General features: G+C 59.6%; 22 protein-coding genes and 1 tRNA gene. 13 read left to right on the forward strand and 10 right to left on the reverse strand.

The genetic code is table 11. From position 1 onward, the window contains the following. Positions 1-76: 76 nt before the first annotated feature. Together HBO41_RS14830 and ddlA are read left to right on the forward strand one after the other, a co-directional pair. Positions 77-715 carry a LysE family translocator gene (locus HBO41_RS14830; RefSeq protein WP_017137671.1) on the forward strand — a complete coding sequence of 213 codons (639 nt, stop codon included), beginning with the start codon at positions 77-79 and terminating at the stop codon, positions 713-715. A gap of 44 nt (positions 716-759) precedes the next feature. Further along, on the forward strand, positions 760-1,854 hold the full coding sequence (ddlA, locus tag HBO41_RS14835) for a D-alanine--D-alanine ligase (RefSeq protein WP_099549207.1): 1,095 nt from the start codon (positions 760-762) through the stop codon (positions 1,852-1,854). Between the two features lie 179 nt (positions 1,855-2,033). Here the strand turns inward: ddlA and pgeF are convergent, their stop codons facing one another. The 7 genes from pgeF to HBO41_RS14870 all read right to left on the reverse strand — a co-directional run bounded on the left by pgeF (position 2,034) and on the right by HBO41_RS14870 (position 7,978). After that, positions 2,034-2,756, reverse strand: coding sequence for a peptidoglycan editing factor PgeF (gene pgeF, locus HBO41_RS14840; RefSeq protein ID WP_017137669.1), 723 nt, complete (start codon positions 2,754-2,756; stop codon positions 2,034-2,036). A 25-nt stretch (positions 2,757-2,781) separates the two neighbouring features. Next, the gene (gene ggt / locus HBO41_RS14845; RefSeq protein ID WP_169986788.1) at positions 2,782-4,611 is read right to left on the reverse strand and encodes a gamma-glutamyltransferase; all 1,830 of its coding nucleotides are present in this window, start codon (positions 4,609-4,611) and stop codon (positions 2,782-2,784) included. 35 nt (positions 4,612-4,646) lie between these two features. Beyond that, a complete protein-coding gene (locus HBO41_RS14850) occupies positions 4,647-5,426 on the reverse strand; it encodes a PhzF family phenazine biosynthesis protein (RefSeq protein WP_099549209.1) in 780 nt (259 codons plus the stop codon). 96 nt (positions 5,427-5,522) lie between these two features. Beyond that, the gene (locus tag HBO41_RS14855) at positions 5,523-6,356 is read right to left on the reverse strand and encodes an EamA family transporter (protein ID WP_169986790.1); all 834 of its coding nucleotides are present in this window, start codon (positions 6,354-6,356) and stop codon (positions 5,523-5,525) included. Continuing rightward, positions 6,353-6,919: a ribosomal protein S5-alanine N-acetyltransferase gene (rimJ, locus tag HBO41_RS14860; RefSeq protein WP_169986792.1), complete on the reverse strand. Its 567-nt coding sequence runs from the start codon at positions 6,917-6,919 to the stop codon at positions 6,353-6,355. Before rimJ ends, HBO41_RS14855 begins: the two co-directional genes overlap by 4 nt. A gap of 95 nt (positions 6,920-7,014) precedes the next feature. After that, positions 7,015-7,091, reverse strand: a tRNA-Met gene (locus HBO41_RS14865). Between the two features lie 335 nt (positions 7,092-7,426). After that, positions 7,427-7,978, reverse strand: a complete 552-nt coding sequence (locus HBO41_RS14870; RefSeq protein ID WP_017137665.1) for an RNA polymerase sigma factor — start codon at positions 7,976-7,978, stop codon at positions 7,427-7,429. Between the two features lie 263 nt (positions 7,979-8,241). On the opposite strand from HBO41_RS14870, the gene HBO41_RS14875 reads away from it, so the two are divergent. Genes HBO41_RS14875 through sctU form a run of 11 tightly spaced genes read left to right on the forward strand, consistent with a single transcriptional unit; the run spans position 8,242 to position 18,421 of the window. Continuing rightward, the gene (locus tag HBO41_RS14875) at positions 8,242-9,339 is read left to right on the forward strand and encodes a TyeA family type III secretion system gatekeeper subunit (protein ID WP_026013748.1); all 1,098 of its coding nucleotides are present in this window, start codon (positions 8,242-8,244) and stop codon (positions 9,337-9,339) included. Beyond that, on the forward strand, positions 9,336-11,429 hold the full coding sequence (gene sctV, locus HBO41_RS14880; RefSeq protein ID WP_169986794.1) for a type III secretion system export apparatus subunit SctV: 2,094 nt from the start codon (positions 9,336-9,338) through the stop codon (positions 11,427-11,429). The genes HBO41_RS14875 and sctV overlap by 4 nt, the downstream gene beginning before the upstream one ends. Positions 11,430-11,466: 37 nt before the next feature. Further along, positions 11,467-12,378 (forward strand): FHA domain-containing protein, encoded by a 912-nt coding sequence (locus HBO41_RS14885; RefSeq protein ID WP_026013747.1) that lies wholly within the window; start codon positions 11,467-11,469, stop codon positions 12,376-12,378. Then, positions 12,375-13,730: a FliI/YscN family ATPase gene (locus HBO41_RS14890; protein WP_017137661.1), complete on the forward strand. Its 1,356-nt coding sequence runs from the start codon at positions 12,375-12,377 to the stop codon at positions 13,728-13,730. The genes HBO41_RS14885 and HBO41_RS14890 overlap by 4 nt, the downstream gene beginning before the upstream one ends. Next, on the forward strand, positions 13,717-14,145 hold the full coding sequence (gene sctO / locus HBO41_RS14895; protein WP_169986796.1) for a type III secretion system stalk subunit SctO: 429 nt from the start codon (positions 13,717-13,719) through the stop codon (positions 14,143-14,145). Before HBO41_RS14890 ends, sctO begins: the two co-directional genes overlap by 14 nt. Then, a complete protein-coding gene (locus HBO41_RS14900; RefSeq protein WP_169986798.1) occupies positions 14,142-14,597 on the forward strand; it encodes a type III secretion system HrpP C-terminal domain-containing protein in 456 nt (151 codons plus the stop codon). The genes sctO and HBO41_RS14900 overlap by 4 nt, the downstream gene beginning before the upstream one ends. After that, the gene (locus HBO41_RS14905) at positions 14,597-15,607 is read left to right on the forward strand and encodes a FliM/FliN family flagellar motor switch protein (protein WP_169986979.1); all 1,011 of its coding nucleotides are present in this window, start codon (positions 14,597-14,599) and stop codon (positions 15,605-15,607) included. Before HBO41_RS14900 ends, HBO41_RS14905 begins: the two co-directional genes overlap by 1 nt. Beyond that, entirely contained in the window at positions 15,604-16,257 is a 654-nt protein-coding gene (sctR, locus tag HBO41_RS14910; protein WP_017137657.1) for a type III secretion system export apparatus subunit SctR, read from the forward strand. Before HBO41_RS14905 ends, sctR begins: the two co-directional genes overlap by 4 nt. Positions 16,258-16,264: 7 nt before the next feature. Further along, the gene (gene sctS / locus HBO41_RS14915) at positions 16,265-16,528 is read left to right on the forward strand and encodes a type III secretion system export apparatus subunit SctS (RefSeq protein WP_099549214.1); all 264 of its coding nucleotides are present in this window, start codon (positions 16,265-16,267) and stop codon (positions 16,526-16,528) included. Between the two features lie 10 nt (positions 16,529-16,538). Continuing rightward, positions 16,539-17,327 (forward strand): type III secretion system export apparatus subunit SctT, encoded by a 789-nt coding sequence (sctT, locus tag HBO41_RS14920; protein WP_169986800.1) that lies wholly within the window; start codon positions 16,539-16,541, stop codon positions 17,325-17,327. Further along, entirely contained in the window at positions 17,324-18,421 is a 1,098-nt protein-coding gene (gene sctU / locus HBO41_RS14925; RefSeq protein WP_169986802.1) for a type III secretion system export apparatus subunit SctU, read from the forward strand. The genes sctT and sctU overlap by 4 nt, the downstream gene beginning before the upstream one ends. On the opposite strand, the gene HBO41_RS14930 is transcribed toward sctU, so the two are convergent. From HBO41_RS14930 to sctC, 3 genes are read right to left on the reverse strand one after another with little or no spacing between them, the layout of a single operon-like run. Continuing rightward, positions 18,422-18,793: a hypothetical protein gene (locus HBO41_RS14930; RefSeq protein WP_017137654.1), complete on the reverse strand. Its 372-nt coding sequence runs from the start codon at positions 18,791-18,793 to the stop codon at positions 18,422-18,424. After that, positions 18,790-18,993: an HrpT family type III secretion system protein gene (gene hrpT / locus HBO41_RS14935; RefSeq protein WP_017137653.1), complete on the reverse strand. Its 204-nt coding sequence runs from the start codon at positions 18,991-18,993 to the stop codon at positions 18,790-18,792. The genes HBO41_RS14930 and hrpT overlap by 4 nt, the downstream gene beginning before the upstream one ends. Then, entirely contained in the window at positions 18,990-21,131 is a 2,142-nt protein-coding gene (sctC, locus tag HBO41_RS14940; protein ID WP_017137652.1) for a type III secretion system outer membrane ring subunit SctC, read from the reverse strand. Before sctC ends, hrpT begins: the two co-directional genes overlap by 4 nt. Positions 21,132-21,133 lie beyond the last annotated feature (2 nt).

Below are 21,133 nucleotides of genomic sequence, written 5' to 3' on the forward strand. Positions count from 1 at the left end.
GAGGTCTTGTACGATTGTGCAGGCGTTGGGCGAGGCCTATGATCCGGGTTCGTGTACTGCGCTGACGGAGCTGCCCATGGACGTTATCAACCCTGCCTATGTGGCCCCGCTGGTCTCGCTGGCGCTGCTGTGGACAGTCGCTGTCGTAACGCCTGGGCCGAACTTTTTCAACACCGCGCAGTTGGCTGCCAGCTGCTCCAGGCGCCATGGCGTTGTGGCGTCGGCGGGTGTAGCCAGCGGCACGATCATTTGGGGCTTGGCGGGCGGCTTGGGCATCAAGTCGCTGTTTACCGCCGCGCCGATGCTCTACCTGGCATTCAAGATCATCGGCGGTTGCTACCTGATCTACCTTGGGCTCAAGTTGTTCAAACGCTCGGCTCCGGCTGCGGGCCAGACGGTTCTGCCCGACGCACCGCGCCGCTCATTGTTCTCTGCCTGGCGGTTCGGGTTACTGGGCAACTTGTCCAACCCCAAGGCTGCGCTGTTCGTCGCGACGGCCTTTGCCTCGACCATGCCGCCATCTCCTTCGCCCGCGCTGCTTACCCTGGCCGTCATCACCATGGCCACCTTGTCGTTCAGTTGGTATTCCAGTGTTGCCCTGGTGTTTTCCAGCGAGCGCATGGCCAGCCTTTACGCGCGTTCACGCAAATGGCTCGACCGCTTCGCCGGTGGTTGCTACCTGCTGTTCGGCGCACATCTGGTAGCGAATCGCTGACCGCTCATGGTAAGAAGCCTTACTTTCAACAGTGAGGCCGGGTCATGAGCAAGGTGCGTGTAGGTATTATTTTTGGTGGCCGTTCGGCCGAGCACGAAGTCTCGTTGCAGTCGGCGCGCAATATCGTCGATGCGCTGGACCGTTCGCGCTTTGAGCCGGTCTTGATCGGCATCGACAAGGCCGGCCACTGGCACCTCAACGACACGTCGAACTTTCTGATCAACCAGGAAAACCCGGCGCTCATCGCTCTTAACCAATCCAACCGTGAACTTGCAGTGGTGCCGGGCAAGGCCAACCAGCAAGTGGTGGAAACCTCCGGTCAGGGCCTGCTGGAACATATCGACGTGATCTTCCCCATCGTCCACGGCACCCTCGGCGAAGACGGCTGCCTGCAAGGCCTGCTGCGCATGGCCGACCTGCCTTTCGTCGGCTCCGACGTGCTGGGTTCGGCGGTCTGCATGGACAAAGACATCAGCAAGCGTCTGCTGCGCGATGCCGGTATTGCTGTCACACCGTTTATCACCCTGACTCGCCGCAACGCGGCGCGTACCTCGTTTGAAGCGGCTGTGAACAAGCTCGGTTTGCCGATGTTCGTCAAACCCGCCAACCAGGGTTCTTCGGTGGGTGTGAGTAAGGTTGGCAACGAGGCCGAGTACCACGCCGCTGTTGAACTGGCCTTGGGCTTCGATGAAAAAGTGCTGGTGGAGTCCGCGGTCCAGGGCCGTGAAATCGAATGCGCCGTATTGGGCAACGACAACCCCATCGCCAGTGGCTGTGGCGAGATTGTGGTGAGCAACGGCTTCTATTCCTACGACAGCAAATACATCGACGGCCAGGCGGCCCAAGTGGTGGTGCCGGCCGATATCAGCGTCGAAGCCCGCGAGCGTATTCGCCACCTCGCCATTGAGGCGTTTGAGGTGCTGGGCTGCGCCGGCCTGGCGCGGGTTGATGTGTTCCTCACCGATGACGGTGAAGTGCTGATCAACGAGATCAACTCACTGCCAGGCTTCACACGTATCAGCATGTACCCGAAGCTGTGGCAGGCGGCGGGGATGAGTTACAGCGAGCTGGTGAGCCGGTTGATCGAGCTGGCGCTGGAGCGGCATGCCGGGCGTAAGGGGCTTAAGATCAGCCGATGAAATGACTCGAGTAACATGTGGCCTCTGTGGCGAGGGAGCTTGCTCCCGTTGGGGCGCGAAGCGGCCCCAAAACCAGACAGCATGGTTCTACCCTGAAATAACGTAGTGGCTAAATCGGGGCTGCTGCGCAGCCCAACGCGGGGCAAGCCCGCTCGCCACAAAAGCGCCCTTGGCACTGATCAGGGGTTGCGAGCAATCCACGAATAGATCAACGTCTTCGCTTCTTCAGGGTGATGCGTGCGCCTGCGATAGCTGGCGAAAGTGGAGGATGTGCAATACGTACACACTTCACTGACTTCGATCTGCTCACGCTTAAGCCCTGCTGCTAACAGCAACATTACCCCGAAGCCGCTCAAATCAAACCAGGCACTTCCCGTTTGCCTGGCATAGGGCGGGGCAATTTCGGGGGGCAGCAATGGCGCCGGTTGTACGAAGCTCCACGGTGCCCGGTCGTCAGGCCACAGATGGCCTTGATCCGCCTGAAACTGCGCAATAAAGTCCTCGCTCACTTCATAGCAGCACGGTTTGATTGACGGCCCGATTGCCACCTGCAACTGCTCCACGGCGATGCCTTTGTCGGCAAATTGCTGCACGGCATTGGCGATGATCCCGCCTTGCAACCCCTTCCAACCGCCATGCACCGCTGCGACCGTCGCACCGTCTTCAGCCGCGATAAGAATGGGCAGGCAATCGGCTGTGATCACCGCAATCGGCTGATGCTCGCGCGTGAACACGCCATCCGCCGCCACGCTGTTGGTTGCCAACTGCGCCTGCCATTCAATCACCGTCGCGCTGTGTACCTGCTTGCAGATGAACACTGCGTCCGGGCGCTGCGGGTCATTGATCGAGCAAAAACCATGGTCGACGCCGCCAAGGGCGCCGAGGTTATCGGCCTGTTGCACAGCACGCTCTCCGTTCGTAGAACATTCAGTCACCGACCGCTTCGCCTTCACGCCGAGGGTCGGCGCCGCCGCTCAGGGTTACCTTGCCTTGAGCATCGCGCGTGCGAACAATGGCCTGGATGCCGCTGGTCATATCGATTTCGCTCAACGCGTGGCCCTTGTCACGCAGCGCTTGTTTCAACGCAGGGCTGAACAGGCCGGCCTCCAACTCGGTCGCGCCGTTGCGGCTACCAAAGTTGGGCAGGCTGATGGCGGCTTGCGGGTCGAGGTTCCAGTCGAGCATTGCCACCAGGGATTTGCTCACGTATTCGATGATTTGCGAACCGCCCGGTGAACCCACCGTCGCCAGCAGCTCGCCGCTCTTGCGGTCGAACACCAGGGTAGGCGCCATGGCTGAGCGAGGGCGCTTGCCGGGTTCGACGCGGTTGGCCACGGGCTGGCCGTTTTCTTCAGGGAGAAACGAAAAGTCGGTCATCTGGTTGTTGAGCAAAAAGCCCTGAACCATCACGTGGGAGCCGAACGCCGCTTCTACCGTGGTGGTCATCGACACCGCGCCGCCCTGGTCATCCACTGCCACCACTTGCGAGGTGGAGATGCGCAGCGGCGAGCGGTCCGGCGCGTAGGCCACCTGGATGCCCGCTGGTGTGCCCGGCTTGGCAATGCCCATGCTGCGTTCGCCAATCAATGTGGCGCGCTGTGCCAGGTAGTTGGGGGCGACAAGGCCCGCGACCGGTACTGGGGTGAAGTCCGAGTCGGCCACATACAGCGCACGGTCGGCAAACGCCAGGCGGCCGGCTTCGGCGATCAGGTGTACGGCTTCGGGCACAGGCTCAAGGCCGGCAGGCGATGCACTCTTCACCGGTTTCATCGGCGCGATGGCCAGGCGCGGGTCACGGGCCTCCACTGCCTGCAAGGTGCCGAGGATCTGTGCGACGGCTATCCCGCCCGACGACGGCGGCGGCATGCCGCACACCCGGTATTGCTTGTAGTCGGTGCACAACGGCGTGCGTTCCTTGGCGGTGTAGCCCTTAAGGTCAGCCTGCGAGAGGCTGCCCGCATTGCGATTGCCCTGGACCTTGCGCGCGATTTCATCGGCAATCGGCCCGTGGTACAGCGCGTCTGGGCCTTCCTTGGCGATGCGCTTGAACACAGCAGCCAGCGCCGGGTTTTTCAACAGTGTGCCGGTGGCTTTAGGCGAGCCATCGGCGTTCAGAAAGTAAGCCGCCATTTCCGGCGACTGGGGAATGTAGCGGTCGGCCGCAATCAGTGCGTGCAAGCGTGGGGAAATCGCGAAGCCTTGCTCCGACAGCCTGATCGCCGGTTCAAACAACTTGGACCATTGCAGGTGCCCGGTCTTTTGATGCGCCATCTGCAGTGCCCGCAAGACGCCCGGAGTGCCGACCGAACGCCCGCCAATCTGCGCTTCGGGAAACGCCATCGGCGTGCCGTCGGCCTTCAGGAACAAGCGCTCAGTCGCGCCGGCGGGTGCCGTTTCACGGCCGTCATAGGCGTGTACGTTCTTGCCGTCCCACAGCATGATGAACGCGCCGCCGCCGATGCCGGAAGACTGCGGTTCCACCAGGGTCAGCACCGCCTGCATCGCTATCGCGGCGTCAATCGCCGAACCTCCCTGGCGCAACATCTCCCGCCCGGCTTCGGCCGCCAGCGGGTTGGCGGCGGCGGCCATATGGCGTTCGGCGTGGCGGGTGGTGAGGTCGGTGCGGTAACCCGAGCCCAGTTCCGGTGCCGGAGGCTGTTCGTTGACAGGTGTGTGGCAGCCGGCCAGCACCAGGGCTGCGGCAACCATCGACAGTTGACGGCGGGAAATCGTGAACACGCGCTGAACTCCGTTCATTTTGAGAATGATCTGTTGTCCTTGGGCAATCCCTTTTACAGGTAAATCGTGCCTTGCAGGTAGAGTGCTGCATGGCCTGAGATGATCACGCGGTCACCTTTGAGTTCACACCGCAGTTGCCCACGGCGCCTGCCGCCCTGTTCGGCGCTCAACTGCGACTTGCCCAGGCGCTCGGCCCAGAACGGTGCCAGCGAGGTGTGTGCCGAGCCGGTGACCGGGTCTTCATTGACGCCCACATTCGGGCCAAACCAACGGGAAACAAAATCAAAGCGCGTGCTTTTGGCCGTCACTGCTATCCCGCGTTTGGGCAGGCCCTTGAGGCGTGCAAAATCTGGCGTGAGTGCCGCGACCTGGGCTTCGTCATCAACGACAACGATATAGTCATCAGTGGCATACACCTCGGCGTGTTCGAGCCCCAGCGCGCTCAACATGCCGGCTGGCGGCTCGCAACGCTCGGGCTGTTTGGTCGGAAAGTCCATTGCCAGTTCGTCGCCATTGCGCGTCACGCGAAGCTCACCGCTGCGGGTGGCAAAACGCAAGATCTCAGGGGGATTCGGGAGTTTGTGAATCAGCACCCAGGCAGCGGCCAACGTCGCATGGCCACACAGGTCCACTTCGACTTCGGGGGTGAGCCAGCGCAGCTCATACACCTCGCCACGAGGCACGAAAAATGCGGTTTCGGAAAGGTTGTTTTCGGCGGCGATGTGGTGCAGCTGCTCTGTGGGCAACCACTCGGTCAGCGGGCAGACGGCCGCCGGATTACCACCGAAGACCTGTTGGCTGAACGCGTCGACTTGATAGATATCCAGTTTCATCACAGGTGCTCCATGTAGGGAGGCAGGACACTAGCAGTGGGTTGCGTGGAGCGTCAAAGTACAGATCCTCAGTTTTTTTGCGCGCATGTGTCCTGGTCAGCCCAGGCGCAACACCATCGCCCCGACGGCAATAATGCCGGCGGCAATGATGCGAGCCTGCGTTAGATGCTCTTTGAGCACCCACGCCGAAATCACTACGCCGAACAGGATCGAGGTCTCACGCAAGGCCGAAACCGTCGCTATGGGCGCGTGTGTCATCGCCCACAACGCCAGGCCGTATGACGCCACAGTGCCTGCGCCCCCGACGGCGCCAAGCTGCCAGTTACGGGCGACGTAGCGACAGAACGCTGCACGCCGCGCGGCTAAGGCCCACGCGGCGAGCGGGATGCCGGTCAGCAAAAATATCCACAGTGTGTAAGCCGTCGGTGCGCCGGATTTGCGCACGCCAAGGCCATCAATCAGCGTATAGCCGGCTATCACCAAGGCGTTTATCAGCGCGAGCACCAGCCCTTTTTTATGACCGGCCGAGGGCGCTGCGGCCATGCTCAAGATACCCAGGCAGATCACCCCAATGCCAAGCCAGGCAAACGCCGAGAGTGGCTCGTGCAACACCAGCACACTCACCAACGCCACCAGCAGCGGCGCAGTGCCACGCATGATCGGATAGGTCTGGCTCATGTCGGCAATGCGGTAGGTCGAGGCCACCAGTACGAAATACAACACCTGCAAAACCACCGATGCGCCGATGAAGGGCCAGCTTTCTCTGGCCGGTAGCGCCAGAAACGGGATGGCCGCCAGCGCAATCAATGAAGCGGCGGATGCAATCATGCAGGTGGTCAGCAGCTTGTCGACGCCGCCTTTGACCACCGCATTCCACGTGGCGTGAAGGGCGGCGCCCAGCAGGATGATTGCGAATACGCTCAGGCTCATGCGTCACCGTTCGTGGGGTTGATCAGCGACGTCAATACATGGTCCACCCACACGCCATTGATCTTCAGGTAGGCCCGCGCGTGCCCCTCACGCTCAAAGCCCAACCGCTCAAGCAGGCGTGCGCTGCGTTGGTTTTCTGGCCTGTAGTTGGCCATGATACGGTGCAGTTTCATCTCTGCGAACACATAGTCAATCGCGGCGCTCAGCGCTTGGCGCATCAACCCTTGGCCTTGGGCCGTCTCATCAAGGGCGTAGCCCAGATGGCAGGCCTCGAATGCGCCGCGCACGATGTTGCTGAAGTTGCAGCTGCCGATTATCCGGTCGTCGCGCAGTATCAGCAGATGCAAGGCTTCGCCGCTGGTGGTTTTCTCGGCCATGGCTTCGAGGCGCTGGGTAATGGCGCCGAGTTCGAAGAAGTCATCATCGCGAGTCGGTTCCCAGGGTTGAAGGTAGGCGCGGTTTTGCACCAGGTGCGTTTGCAAGTCTTGAGCGTGACGAGGGTGAGCTGCGTGCAGTGTCAGCCGTTCGGTGGTGATGCCATGGGTGGGGAAGAGGGGGTTCACGTATCGCCTCCTTGTGGTTGGGGGCGAGTATGCCTGAGGGCTTTTCTGCAGGCATAAAAAAACGGCCTACCTTTCGGTAAGCCGTTTTTAGTACTTGGTGGCTACGCAGGGACTTGAACCCCGGACCCCAGCATTATGAATGCTATGCTCTAACCAACTGAGCTACGTAGCCAAGTGGCGCGCATTATTCGCGTAGAACGCATATGCGTCAAGCGTTTATTTTAAAAATTTATCTACGCTTTCAACTGTTTAAACAGAATAAGGCCAAACGGCGACGAGTGGTGTGGCGGATACGGGTATTTCAGCCACGAAGATCCCACATGGGTTTTGCGGTGTTCTGCTGACGGTATTCAACGCGTGGTCGCAAGGGTGTGGCGCTGTAAACACTTTGACGATGATCCCCAAGGTGCCATTCGGCGCGGCTTGTGATCCTGTTCTGCGCACGGTAAAGCGTCATTCGGTTGGGCAGATATCCCTGCCGCCCAACGCTTGCCCCCCAGGGCTTGCTTACGGATGCTGCGGTGTGTGGGTGACGCGCTTCAGGTGTTCGCGCGCCCGTGACAGACGTGAGCGAACGGTACCGATGGGGATGTCCAGCACGTCGGCGGTGTCCTGGTAACTGCCATCGGTTTCCAGGGAGGCATATAACGTCTTGCGCATCTCAGCCGGCAAATGATCGATGGCGTTCAAGGTTTTTTCCAGCCGGCGGTTGACCTCGAATTCCCAATCCAGATTCTTGTTTTCTTCCTGGCCGTGCCACAGCGATTCATCGAACTCGCAATGCACCGGTTTGGCATACAGGCGCCGGAAATGGTTGCGGACCAGGTTCTGCGCAATGCCGCACATCCAGGTACTGAGGGTAGCCTGGCCACTGAACCGCTCTCTGTTACGCCATGCCTCCAGGTAGGTCAGTTGCAGGATGTCGTCGGCGTCTTCGGGATTGAGTACGCGTTTATGAATAAAACGCCGGAGTTTTTTTTGCTGGTCGTCCGTCAGTTGGAGCATGAATTGAGGCGAGTCGCCAACGAGCTGCGCTAAAGCTTCAATAGGAATATTCACGATTTTTTCCTCAGGGTAGACGCTATCGAAATAATTTCGACGGGAACCCCTTTAGCACTGGCTGTGCCAAACAAAAAAATCTTATAACTTGCTGATTTATATATATAAATAAATTGAAATAGTGTGATTTTGCGCAGGTACTTGCAAAACGATTGGCGGCTTTGTGCAGGTATTTTCAAAGCGGGGAGTGTGGGTGGTTTTTATGGAACCGTATGGCACCGGGTTGCCACATAGAGACACAAACTCCCTGTCCTGGCATGCCCATGAAAGTCGAATTCAACCCCGATCTGCACAGAATCCAGCGCTTGGACCCATCCGTTTCAGAGAAGGTCGCCACGACCCCATCGCAGGATGCCGCGCCAGGTTTTGATGCGCTCGCGGGCATCTTCAGCCAGGAAGCTGCGGCCCATGGCACTGCGTTGACCCGACGTGCCATTGGGGGGCCTGTCACGCCGGTCGAGCAGCTCGCGCAGTTGTATGATCGACTGGGCCATCCCGCCCAGAAAAGCCTGGCAAAGATGGTCATCGTGGCCAGGCAGTATCTGGAGCGCCAGCTTAGTCTCGAAAAATTGGTGGACCTCACGGGTGGAGACCCTGCACGTACCTATGTCGTGCTTCGTCAGCTTACGGCGCAGGCCGAGGCGCAGGTGCGCCAGACCCAATCCGCGTTGACGCGTGATGCGCAAGTCAAGAGCGAGGCAGCGCTGGCTCGGGCAGCGCTGGCGAGGCTGGAGATTCAGTACAAGAGGGAAATACAGGCGGGCCTTAATATTGCCCTGGCGTTGCAGTCAGGCAGTGACGATCCGGCGCAATGCCAGGCGATACGTACGCTCTACTACGCCAATGTGGTCGTGCGCCAATCCCTGGCCAGCATGATGCAGGCGCTTTTGAAAGAGTACGGTGGCGAGCAGTTTACGGTCGGGCTCAACCTCATGCGCCGGGCCCTGGCGGATGATATTGCGGCGTACGTCTCATCGATTCCCACCGCCAAATTGCGCACGCTTTTGTTGGGGTTACAGAGCTGCGGTCAATTGGGCGGGGTACTGTCCAATTGCCAGGACCTGGTTCAGCGTCTGAACGTTGAGCACGACGCCGTTGACCTGTTGCAGCGTCTGTTGGGTTATGCCGGCAATGGCATAGCCCCCTCCGAGGTTCAACTGCTGGCGGATGAATTGGCTGGGGATGCGGCGGCCCGCCAACTGGCCTCTCTCAATGCGCTCTATCCCGTGATCAAAGGTTTGCCTGCGGCCTTATGGCGCGACTCGCGGGGGCGCGAGGAGGCTTTGCATAACTTCCTGCTGGTGATGGATGAGTTCACGCGCCTGGAGAAGGGCCAGATTGAGCCGAGGGCGTTGATGTGACGGTGCTGGCGTTTATCAACCACTGGCTGCTCAAGGTTGCGCAACGTGCTGAAGTCCTTGGTGCTGTGGTGGTACTGGCCATCGTCTTTATTTTCATCGTGCCGCTGCCGACCTGGCTGGTGGACATCCTCATTGCGCTCAATATCTGTATTGCCTGCTTGTTGATCGTGCTGGCGTTGTACTTGCCCGGGCCTTTGGCGTTTTCGTCATTCCCCTCGATTCTGCTGTTGACCACGATGTTTCGCCTGGCACTGTCTATCGCGACCACGCGTCTGATCCTGCTGGAGCAGGACGCCGGCGACATCGTCGAGGCGTTCGGCAACTTTGTGGTCGGTGGCAACCTGGCGGTAGGGTTGGTGATCTTCATGATCCTCACCCTGGTCAACTTCCTGGTCATCACCAAGGGCTCGGAGCGGGTTGCCGAAGTGGCCGCACGCTTCAGCCTGGACGCGATGCCCGGCAAGCAGATGTCCATCGACAGCGACTTGCGTGCGGGACTGATCGACGGCAATCAGGCGCGGGACAAGCGTGACCAGTTGTCCCGCGAGAGTCAGTTGTTCGGGGCCATGGACGGCGCCATGAAGTTCGTCAAGGGTGACGCTGTTGCAGGCCTTGTGATCGTGCTGATCAACCTGTTGGGCGGTTTTTCCACGGGTATGTTCCAGCATGGTATGAGCGCCAGCGAATCCATTGCGTTGTATTCGGTGCTGACCATCGGTGATGGTTTGATTGCGCAAATCCCTGCGCTGCTGATCTCGCTGACGGCGGGCATGATCATCACCCGCGCCGCACCGGATGGGCGCCGGGGCGTGACTAACATGGGCGCAGAAATTGCCCGTCAGATGACCAGCGAACCCAAGAGCTGGATGATTGCGTCAGTGGGCATGCTCGCGTTTGCGGCGTTGCCCGGCATGCCGACCCTGGTATTTATTCTTATCTCACTGATGACCGGCTCCCTGGGCTATTACCTTGCGCGCCAACGTCAACGGCAAGAGGCGCCCGAGGCCGAGGCCACGCAGGCCGTGCGCCCGGAAGAAAACGGTGACGAGGACTTGCGCGGGTTTGACCCGTCGCGCCCCTATCTCTTGCAATTTTCTCCCGTCTTGCGCGGAACGCCTGAGGTGATCGAGCTGGTTCATGGCCTTCGTCAGACGCGTAATGCACTCGTTGCGAATATCGGGCTCACGCTGCCGCCGTTTGAAGTCGAACTCAACGACTCGTTGGCGGACGACGAAATGCGCTTCTGCGTACACGAGGTGCCGATGATCAAGGCCTCGGTTGTCACCAATGTGGCCGTAGAGCGTAAAGCCTTGGCACAGCTGCCTGAGCACGCAATACCAGGCCTGGCTGAACGCGATGAGCAAGATTGGGTGTGGTTGGCGCAGGATGATCCTTTGCTCGATGACCCCCTGCTGGAGCGCTTCAGTGCGACGAGCTTGATCGTCGAACGCATGAAGCAAGCGATGATGCTGTCCGGCCCCCAGTTTCTGGGAATCCAGGAGAGTAAGTCGATCCTCAGTTGGCTTGAACATAACCAGCCGGAATTGGTACAGGAGCTGCAGCGAATCATGCCGCTGTCGCGTTTCTCGGCAGTCCTGCAACGCCTGGCAGGCGAAGGCGTACCGCTGCGTGCTGTGAGGCTGATCGTCGAGTCGCTGATTGAATACGGCCAGCATGAGCGAGAGCCGGACGCGTTGGCGGACTACGCGCGCATTGCGCTTAAAGCGCAGATTTTTCACCAATACAGTGAGGCCGACGGCCTGCATGCCTGGTTGCTGTCCCCACAGACCGAAAACGTGCTGCGCGAATCGCTGCGCCAGACCCAGACCGGGGTGTTTTTCGCCCTTGATAATGACAGCAGCGCTTCACTGATCAACCTGCTCAACCAAGCCTTCGTGGCCCGGCCAAAAAGCAAAAGCGTGATGTTGGTTGCACAGGATTTACGCAGCCCTTTGCGCACTCTTTTGCTTGAAGAATTCAACCATGTACCTGTGATGTCTTTTGCCGAATTGGGGAGCACCTCAAAGGTAAAAGTGTTGGGGCGTTTTGACCTCGGTCAGACTGACCTGATGCGTGGTACTGCGGCATGAGAAGTGCGCCAGTTTCTGCACAGGAGAGCGCTCAATGATGTTTGAGCTGCGTGTTCTCGATGGCCTGCACCAAGGGGCTGCGCTGCCGCTGTTTGGTGAACAGTGGAGCATCGGTGCTCATGCAGAGGCTGACTTGGTGCTCAGCGATCCGGGGATCGCCGAGCAGCATGCGTTGTTGCGGCTGGTCGGATCCAGTTGGTCGGTGCAGGCCCAGGCAGGGCTGTTGCAGGATGCGAAAGAGCAGGTAGTGGCACAGATCACGAATCTGGCGCTGGGCGAACAGTTTGGCGTGGGCGCCATACGGTTGTATGTCGCCGTGGCGGATCAGCCCTGGCCCGAAGCACCCGCCCCGGCCACACCGGCCAAGGTTTCGGCCAAGGTGACGGCCAGGAAAACGTCCCCGCCGTTGACGTTGTCGTCGTTGGGACACTCGCAGCAAAAGCGCCTGATCAGTGTGGTGCTGGTGGTTGCCGTCATCCTCATGGTGGTGGGTATTGCCTCCACGGGTGAGCGTGATCCCCAGGCCTCGTTGATGCCGGCAGTGCCCCACAGAGTCGAGCTGGCCTCGCCATTCGAGGTGCGCCAACAGTTGCTGAATATGCTCAGTGAGCGTGATTTGAGCCAGCGGGTCAGTTTGCAGGTCATCAATGGCCAGGTTGCACTCAACGGCGATGTTTCCGAGGAGGATCTGGCGTTGGTGACGCGCATGCTCGACCGCTTTGGTGAGCAGTTCGACAGCGTTGTACCGGTGATCAGCCGGGTGCGTGCGCGTAACAATGAGTTGCCGTTCAAGATCGTTCAGATTATCGGAGGGGCGAACGGTCACGTTGTGCTGGAGGACGGAACCCGACTGTTTGTGGGGGACCAAGTGGACGACTTGCGCCTGGTGATGATTGACAACAGCAAGGTGGTTTTCGAAGGCGCGCAGCGTTATGAGGTGCGCTGGTGATTAAGGATTTGCAGGCGCGTCTCGACACTTGGCAGCGGCACCAGACCCAGACGTTGGCAGGTTTTGCTCCGGTGACAATGCGCGGGCGCGTGCAGCGTGTGAACGGCATGTTACTGCAATGTCGGCTGCCTCAGGCACGTATAGGCGACTTGTGCCAGGTGGAAAAACAAGGCGATTACATGCTCGCCGAAATTATTGGTTTCGACCAGCAGGATGCCGTGCTCAGTGCGCTGGGTAACCTGGAAGGTGTGCGTGTGGGGGCCAGCGTAGAGCGCCTGGGCATATCCCATCAGGTACAGGTCAGCGAGAAGCTGCTGGGCCAGGTACTGGATGGATTTGGGCGGCCAATTACCGGCGAAGGCGCCAGCGCTTTTGCACTGGTCGACTCACCGGATACCAGCGCTGTGTTGTGCGAAGCGCCTTTGCCCACCGATAGGCCGCGAATCAACCGCGCGCTGGCCACCGGCGTGCGTTCGATCGATGGGCTGTTGACGCTGGGGGAGGGGCAGCGTGTCGGCCTGTTTGCCGGGGCCGGCTGCGGCAAGACCACATTGCTGGCGGAGATAGCCCGCAACGTTGAGTGTGACGTGATTGTGTTCGGCCTGATCGGCGAGCGAGGCCGAGAGCTGCGCGAGTTTCTTGATCATGAACTCGATGATCAACTGCGCGCCAAAGCGGTGTTGGTGTGTGCCACCTCTGATCGTTCGAGCATGGAGCGGGCACGCGCAGCCTTCACGGCGACAGCCTTGGCCGAAGGCTTCCGAAGCAAGGGCAAGCGCGTGCTGCTTTTGATCGATTCCCTCACACGGTTCGCCAGGGCCCAGCGAGAAATTGGCCTCGCCGCCGGCGAGCCTCTGGGCCGTGGTGGCCTGCCACCTTCGGTATACAGCCTGCTGCCGCGGTTGGTCGAGCGTGCCGGGTTGACGCGCGAAGGCGTGATCACGGCGATCTACACAGTGCTGATCGAGCAGGACTCCATGAGCGACCCGGTGGCCGATGAAGTTCGCTCGCTGCTCGACGGCCATATCGTGCTGTCTCGCAAGCTGGCCGAGCGTGGGCACTATCCGGCGGTGGACGTATTGGCCAGCCTTTCGAGGATCTTGAGCAACGTCGCCGAGCCTGGGGATATCCAGGCTGGCACGGCGTTACGTCGGCTGTTGTCGGCGTACCAGCAGATCGAGCTGATGCTCAAGCTGGGCGAGTACCAGCCGGGTAGCGATGTATTGACCGACTTGGCGGTAGACAGTCGCAGCGCAGTGGACAGTTTTCTGCGCCAGGACTTGCGTGAACCCTCGCCAATGGCGGAAACACTGGAGCAACTCAAGGAGCTGACGGCCTATGTCCCATTCTGACGTGTCGATGGCTGAAATCGAGACCCTGCGGCGCCTGCGCCGTCATCGGGCCGATCGCGCTGAGCGTGCATTGCGTGAGGCCAAGCGAGCACGGCAAACCCTGCAGGCACATATCCAGGATGCCCAGCAAACCCTTGAGCAAACCCGCCAGGAGGAGGCTCGGCAAAGTGCGCAGTTGCTCAGCCAGCATCAGGGCCAGGTGCTGACGCTCAAAGCGCTGAAGACCTGGGGGTTACAAGAACGCTCATTGTCGGCAAGCACCCTGCGGGACGAAGGCCAGGTGCAAGCACTGCGAGCGCAGCACACGGAAAAGGAAATAGAGGTTGGCAGTGCCCAGAAGTACGCCACGGTGTGTTTGCGCCAGGTGGAAAAACTTCAGGAACTGTCCAAATTGCTCGCTCAGGAATCGATATGAAACAGGTTTCAAATGCCGCTCCTGAGCAGCGACGCATGCGCGAACTCCGGGAGGAGCGCGAACCCTCCGTGGCGGCCTACGTTCCCGTGGAGCAAGGGCGACTGTTTGCTTATCTGCTTGCAGGCGGTGCTGCAGAGAAACGTTTCGGACATTCGCGCATGGACATCAAGGCCTCAGTCGAGGCAGCCAGGGCCGATATGTTGGTCGAACAATTGGTGGCGCCTATACAGGCCGGTGGGCACTGGCCGCTGCAGTTTGTGCTGTGCATGCCGCGCCTGGGGCGGGTTAACGCACTTGTACACCGTGAGCAGAACACCTGGGCCATTGAGCTGGACGCAGAGGAAGAGGCAACCAACCGTTGGCTGCGTGGCGTGCGGCAGCAATGCCAGGAACGATGCACGCAAGCCTTGGGGCAGCCGGTCAAGTTCTACCTGCCAGGTACCCGTTCATGATGAAGGTGCCCTTTTTGACATTGCCGGTGGTCAAGCACAGCACGGTCGCTGCGCGCCGCAAGCTGGGGCGCGGGCTGCGCTTGCCGTTTAAGGTTGCCGGGCAAGAGGGTGAACTGCTCATTGAACCCGGGCGTGCCCCTGTTGGCGGCGAGGCGTTGTGCTTCGAAACCGCCCTCGGTGTATTGGCACTCGCTGAGGCGGGGCCGCTGTTGAGCCTGCTGGGCGAATGCCCTGTGCCATTGGCCAAGGCAGGCAACGATCCACATTCTTGGTTCTGGCCGCTGTTTGAGCAGCACCTCAGTCCCCAAGTCAAAGCGCTGTTTGGCTATATGCGATTGCTGGTGACAGCGCGTCCCGCAGGTTTCGGCTGCAGGTTGAGCGTGACGTTGGGGGCCTCTCGGGTCGTAGGTTATGTGTGGCTGGCTCACCAGAGCTTTCTAGCGTTGTGCGATGCCGCACCTTGGCGCTCTATCGCTGCGCCGATGCCGGCGTCGTTCAAGCTGGCTATTGCCGTGCCCCTTGGGCGCGTGCAGTTACCGCTGGCACAAGTGCGCAACCTGCGGGCTGGTGATGTGTTGGTGCTTGAGCAGGCTTTTTTTCAACCCCAGGGCAATGGCTACGTGCAGGTAGGCAGGCAGCGCCTTCATGGCTGCATTGACGATGACACCGGGCCGCTGTGCCTGACCCTGACTTCTATAGAGGACACGAGTGTGGATGAGGACTTTTCAGCAGCCTATTACGCTGAGCCGGAAGACGAACCAGTGATGGAGGTGTTCGGGCATGAACCGTTCGATGAGCTGAGCATGTCGCTGAGCGTGCGTTGCGGTGTGCTGAACCTGACCCTGGGCGAACTGCGCAACCTGGTTGAGGGTTCAGTATTGGGTATTACCGGTTATGCGCCGGGAATGGCCGGCCTGTACTACGGTGATCGGCCGATCGGCCAGGGGCAGTTGGTGGAAGTGGATGGGCGCTTGGGCCTGCAAGTGACGCGAGTGGTTTTTTCTCGATGAGTATTCAGGGCATAGATCCCTTCGTACTTGCGCTGTTCCTGGGGGCATTGTCGCTGATGCCCATGCTGCTGATCGTGTGTACGGCGTTCTTGAAGATTGTCATTGTGCTGATGATCACCCGCAACGCTATCGGCGTGCAGCAAGTGCCTCCCAGCATGGCTATCAATGGCATCGCGCTGGCGGCGACGCTGTTTATCATGGCGCCTGTGGGTTACGAGATCGCCGAGAGCGTCAAGGTTTCGCCGCTGGATTTGAGCAGTGTGCAGATGGCCCTGCACACCGGCGGTGAGGCAATCAAACCCTTGCGTGCATTCATGCTGCGCAATATTGACCCGGATGTGTTGACGCACTTGCTGGAAAACACCGGGCGCCTGTGGCCGGCAGCCATGGCGCAGGAAGTCCAGCGAGAAGACCTGATTCTGTTGGTGCCTGCCTTTGTGCTGTCGCAATTGCAGGCGGGGTTCGAGATCGGCTTCCTCATCTACATTCCGTTCATTGTGATCGACCTGATTGTCTCCAATTTGCTACTGGCATTGGGCATGCAAATGGTCTCGCCGATGACCATTTCCTTGCCGCTCAAACTGTTGTTGTTCGTGATGGTTTCCGGGTGGTCACGGCTGCTCGACAGCCTCTTCTTTTCTTATCTCTGAGTGGCGTATGGAACCGATCGTGCTGTTCAAGCAGGGCATGCTGCTGGTCGTGGTGTTGTCGGCACCGCCGTTGATTGTGGCGGTGGTGGTCGGCGTATTGACCTCCCTTGTACAGGCGCTGATGCAGGTACAGGACCAGACCTTGCCGTTTGGCATAAAGCTGGTGGCAGTGGGTGTCACGCTGGTCATGACGGGGCGTTGGATCGGTGTGGAGTTGATTCAGCTGATCAATCTGACATTCGACATGATCTCTCGCTCTGCGCTGAACTGAGGTCTTGCCTGTGCTGCAGTATCTTGATTACCTGCCCAGCCTGTTGATTGGCATGGCGCGAATCTACCCTTGTGCCTTTCTGGTCGCGGCGTTTTGTTTTCAACATATCCGCGGGATGCCGCGCCACGCCATTGTGGCAGTACTGGCACTGCTGCCTGCACCGGGTATATATGCCACCTTCGCCGACCAGGAATTCTCTACGCTGATGCTCAGCGCGTTGGTGCTCAAGGAGGCGGCCCTGGGGACCTTGCTGGGCGTATTACTGTCGATGCCGTTCTGGATGTTCGAGGCGGTGGGGGCGCTGCTGGATAACCAGCGGGGAGCCTTGGCGGGTGGCCAGCTCAACCCTTCGCTTGGCCCGGATGCCACACCCATCGGGCATCTGTTCAAGGAGCTGGCGATTTTTTTGTTGATGGCCACCCTGGGGCTTGGAGCACTGACGCAGGTGATCTGGGACAGCTACTCGGTCTGGCCGCCTACCGTTTGGTTTCCACTTCCGCACGCCAATGGGTTTGGCGTGTTTCTCAACCTGCTCGGCGACACGTTCACCCACATGATGCTCTACGCCGCACCTTTTATCGCGGTGCTGCTGTTGTTGGAGTTTGGCGTTGCCCTGTTAGGACTTTATAGCCCGCAGTTGCAGGTGAGTACGCTGGCCCCACCGGTCAAGTGCCTGGCGGGTATTGGTATTTTGCTGTTGTATTTTGAACTGTTGCAGGACCTGATCGTCGGCCGCTTAAGCCTGCTGGGCGAGCTCAAGCACGCCCTGGGGCTGATGTTCAAGGTGGCGATGCCATGAGTGATTCCGGTGAGAAAAAACACCCGGCCAGTGCCAAGAAACTGCGTGATCAACGCAAGAAAGGCCAGGTTGCCCAAAGCCAGGATGTCGGCAAGCTTCTGGTGCTGACAGCCATCAGCGAGATCGCGCTATGGACCGCTGACCGCAGCCTGCAGCGGTTTCAGGAAATGATGCTGCTGCCGATATCCCGCATCAGCCGACCCTTTGTGTCAGCCTTGGAAGAGGTGCTGCTCGACGCCATGGTGGTGTTTTTTTCCTTTGCGTTGCTGATGGCTTCAGTGGCAATCGCCGTCAAGCTGCTCAGTAGCTGGATGCAGTTCGGCTTGCTGTTCGCGCCGGAAATCCTGAAGTTGGATTTCAAGCGCCTCAACCCCCTTAATCAGCTCAAACAGATGTTCTCCGCCCAGTCGCTGATGAACCTGTTGATGGGGGTTGCCAAGGCGGTGTTGTTAGGCGTGGTGTTGTATGCGGTGATCGGTCCTTCCCTTGGGGCCTTGATCAACTTGGCCAACAGCGACCTGTCCAGTTACATCCTGGCGCTGATTGATCTGTTTCGTTACCTGTTGCATGTGTGCCTGGGCCTGTTGCTGGTGTTGGCACTTCTCGACCTGACGCTGCAGAAGCACTTCTTTGCCAAGCGCATGCGCATGACCCAGGTCGAGGTGGTCAAGGAATACAAGGACATGGAAGGTGACCCCCATGTGAAGGGCCAGCGACGGTCGCTGGCGCAGCAATTGGCTCAGGAGGAGCCAAAGGTCAAGTTGCCCAAGCTGGAAGAGTCCGACATGTTGGTCGTCAACCCGACGCACTTTGCCGTCGCGTTGTATTACCGCCCCGGCAAGACACCGCTGCCGTTGCTGGTGGACAAAGGCACGGATGCCGACGCGCGTGCACTGATCAAAAGGGCTAAAGCGGCTGACGTGCCGGTCATTCAGTGTGTATGGCTGGCCCGCACGCTCTACACCAATAAGCTCGGCGCCAGTATCCCTCGTGAAACCCTGCAGGCTGTCGCGCTGATCTACCGCACCTTGCGTGAGTTGGATGATGAAGCCAAGCGCGAAACCCTGGAGTTGCCTGAGTTGGAGCAACGCTGATCAACGCGTGGCGCGGGCATCCAATGCATCAAGGTTGGCCAGTGAAAGCAAGCGGCTGACGGCACTATCAAGCGCGTTGTGGTGCGTAGGCAGCGAGCGCCAGATGACCAGGGTCCCTTGGGCGTCGAGATAGACAAAGCAACCGTCGTACCTCACTGCTTGTTCAAAACGTCGCTCCAGTGCCCGCTGCACCTGCCCGGCTTGCAATGCTTCGCGCGCGATGTGCAAGGCTAACCCCGGGCGGGTGCCGGCTTGCAGCGTACACAGGTGGATACCTGGGAGGAGTTGCAGGTGGGCGGCAACGCCTCTGCGCACGTCGGCCAAAAAAACCTGACGATGCAATGCATCGTCAGGCTGTGTCGTGAGGCTCATCGTTCCAGGGAAATGGTCTGGTAGTCTGCCCGCTCCCCAGAGGGGCCGGAGTCTACGCGCATCTCTGGTGGCCACCAGACCACCATTTTGTCACTGCTCGATTGCGGGCGCGTGCAGGAGTCGCCCTTGCAGGTTGGCGTACAGCCGGCGGCGATCATTGCTGCGCCGATCAGGATAATACTCAAGAGTCCGTGCTTCATGGCGTGGTCTTCAAGGGGGCGGTGAGAAGGGAAGGGCGGGGTACGCCGATGTGTTCATCTTTCACAACGGGCCGCATGGCGATAAACACTTCAGCTTCTTCACCCGGTTTAAGCCAGGCGCGTGGCCAGACACTGACCGCCAGCGTTTGTGAGTTGCTGCATTCTTTTTCATCGATGCGCACGTTGCGTTTGATCTGGTTGCGCACGACCACCACCGCCACATTGAACTGCGCGCCGGTATACCACTGGCTGCGCTCGCTGTTGAGCGCCAACAGATCGCGCGTGGCGCACAACGTGTCCAGTTGCAGGGGCATTGGCCCTGCCTTGAAACCGTCTGGGACTTCGCCGCTGACCAGGTGCGCCAGGGTGCTGGTGATATCGCTTCGGTTTATGGGCGGCAGATGGGCGGCTTGCCGGCGCGCCAGAGGCTTGAGGGCAGCCTGCAATTGGGCCTGGTCCTCCTGGGGCAAGTAACGCGAAGGGTCAGATTGGTCGCCGATGACCCGTGGGGTGAGGATGAACAGTCGCTCGCGTCGACTGTTCTGTCGTTCAGTCGAGGAGAACAATGCCTTGCCCAGCAAAGGAATATCGCCCAGGAGCGGTACTTTGCTTTGTTTGTCCTTGTTGTCTGTGACATGGAAACCACCGACCACCAATGAGCGCTTTTCCGCCATTACCGCCTGGGTGCTCACCTTGCCACGGCGAACATCGAGGTCATCGGGCTGTAGGTTGAGTTCGTCGAAGTTACCGTCTTCAATATCCACCACCAAATGGATCTGGTGGCCACCACGGCTGGTGATCACCCGTGGTACCACCTGAAAGCTGGTGCCGACGGTCACGGGTAAAATGGTTGCGTAGTCTCTGCCGGCCTTCAGGTATCGCGTGCGGTTGAAATCGATGACCGCCGGCTGGTTCTCCAGGGTGAGCACGGAAGGGTTGGAGACCAGGGTTGCCAGCCCTTGGGACTCCAGGGCACGTATGTGAGCGTAGAAGCGCCCGGGGTTGCCAATCGACAACTGAGAAGTCGTGCCCGGTGCCACGTTGACGCCGCCGCGCCAGCGGCTGTTTTGAAAGCCCCATTCAACCCCGAACTCTTGCAACTTTGTGCGTTCGATGTCGAGGATGATGGCGTCTATCTCCACCAGCTTGCGTGCAACGTCGAGTTGGGTGATCAACTCGCGGTACATCGTTTGGCGCTCAGGCAGGTCGTAGATCAGAATCGCGTTATTACGCACGTCGGCTTCGACCCGGATTCGGCTGGTTGCGCGTGGGGCGCGAGGGCCGAGTGAGGCGCCCGTCGACAGCCCTCCTGCATTCGTGGGGTTGGCGAGCATCTGCTCCAGCAGAGGGTTGTTCAACCGCGGGACGTTGGGCGTAATCAGGGCCGACGGTGAAGAAGCGCCGGAAGATTGGGTGGCGTTGGCAACTGTGGAGGTGGAGCGCGGCTCCAGTAACCCACGCAGCACGCTGGCCACGCCCGCGATGGTCAGCTTCTCTCCGCGATAATCGATGATCCGGTCCGCCGCGTTGGCGTACTTGAGCGGGTAAGTCAGCACGCTCTGTTTTTCATCCGGAGATCTGCGTTGGCTGCTGAACTGTTTGATCTGCTCGATATAGCGTTTAGGACCGGAGACGAGTACAACGCCATCATCCGGCAATTCACCCCAGCCAAATCGGCTGTCGAGCAGGCCGATATCGGTCAGGGCCTTTTTAAGGTCTGCGATCGTTTCCGACGAAACTTCCAGCCGCGCAGACTCTTGCTGATCCAGCGTGCTGATGTACAGGGTGTTGTTATACAGGTACCACTGGAAGCGGTGTTCGACCCCCAGCCTGTCGAGCATGGACTGGGGAGTATTAGCGCGTATTTTGCCATTGACCACGCCCTCCAGCAGGCCCTCGATTTGCAGTTGGGTGCCGAAGGTCTGGGCGAAGTCTTCGAGCACTTCGCGTACAGGCTTGTACTGGGTTTCGTAGGCATACGCCGTGTTTTTCCATTCCGCTGGAATGGCAGCAAGGGGGCTTTGCAGAGGTATCAACAGGCACATCAGAACTATTGGAATACGCCAGTCGGCGTGTTTGAAACGCGCACAGGGCGAGCTGATAGACAAGCGTAAACGCTTGTAAATGAGGGTGTTCATAT

This window comes from Pseudomonas sp. WS 5146 (genome assembly GCF_012985495.1).
In the GTDB taxonomy this organism is placed as follows: domain Bacteria; phylum Pseudomonadota; class Gammaproteobacteria; order Pseudomonadales; family Pseudomonadaceae; genus Aquipseudomonas; species Aquipseudomonas edaphica.

What these genes read in the sequence shown, in the direction of transcription:
- HBO41_RS14905 (WP_169986979.1), top strand. Translation starts at nt 14,597, where the DNA reads ATGAAGGTGCCCTTTTTGACATTGCCGGTGGTCAAGCACAGCACGGTC.
- HBO41_RS14930 (WP_017137654.1), bottom strand. Translation starts at nt 18,793, where the DNA reads ATGAGCCTCACGACACAGCCTGACGATGCATTGCATCGTCAGGTTTTT.
- sctC (WP_017137652.1), bottom strand. Translation starts at nt 21,131, where the DNA reads ATGAACACCCTCATTTACAAGCGTTTACGCTTGTCTATCAGCTCGCCC.
- HBO41_RS14900 (WP_169986798.1), top strand. Translation starts at nt 14,142, where the DNA reads ATGAAACAGGTTTCAAATGCCGCTCCTGAGCAGCGACGCATGCGCGAA.
- HBO41_RS14855 (WP_169986790.1), bottom strand. Translation starts at nt 6,356, where the DNA reads ATGAGCCTGAGCGTATTCGCAATCATCCTGCTGGGCGCCGCCCTTCAC.
- ddlA (WP_099549207.1), top strand. Translation starts at nt 760, where the DNA reads ATGAGCAAGGTGCGTGTAGGTATTATTTTTGGTGGCCGTTCGGCCGAG.
- sctS (WP_099549214.1), top strand. Translation starts at nt 16,265, where the DNA reads ATGGAACCGATCGTGCTGTTCAAGCAGGGCATGCTGCTGGTCGTGGTG.
- sctU (WP_169986802.1), top strand. Translation starts at nt 17,324, where the DNA reads ATGAGTGATTCCGGTGAGAAAAAACACCCGGCCAGTGCCAAGAAACTG.
- HBO41_RS14885 (WP_026013747.1), top strand. Translation starts at nt 11,467, where the DNA reads ATGTTTGAGCTGCGTGTTCTCGATGGCCTGCACCAAGGGGCTGCGCTG.
- ggt (WP_169986788.1), bottom strand. Translation starts at nt 4,611, where the DNA reads ATGAACGGAGTTCAGCGCGTGTTCACGATTTCCCGCCGTCAACTGTCG.
- HBO41_RS14830 (WP_017137671.1), top strand. Translation starts at nt 77, where the DNA reads ATGGACGTTATCAACCCTGCCTATGTGGCCCCGCTGGTCTCGCTGGCG.
- sctO (WP_169986796.1), top strand. Translation starts at nt 13,717, where the DNA reads ATGTCCCATTCTGACGTGTCGATGGCTGAAATCGAGACCCTGCGGCGC.
- HBO41_RS14875 (WP_026013748.1), top strand. Translation starts at nt 8,242, where the DNA reads ATGAAAGTCGAATTCAACCCCGATCTGCACAGAATCCAGCGCTTGGAC.
- HBO41_RS14850 (WP_099549209.1), bottom strand. Translation starts at nt 5,426, where the DNA reads ATGAAACTGGATATCTATCAAGTCGACGCGTTCAGCCAACAGGTCTTC.
- hrpT (WP_017137653.1), bottom strand. Translation starts at nt 18,993, where the DNA reads ATGAAGCACGGACTCTTGAGTATTATCCTGATCGGCGCAGCAATGATC.
- sctR (WP_017137657.1), top strand. Translation starts at nt 15,604, where the DNA reads ATGAGTATTCAGGGCATAGATCCCTTCGTACTTGCGCTGTTCCTGGGG.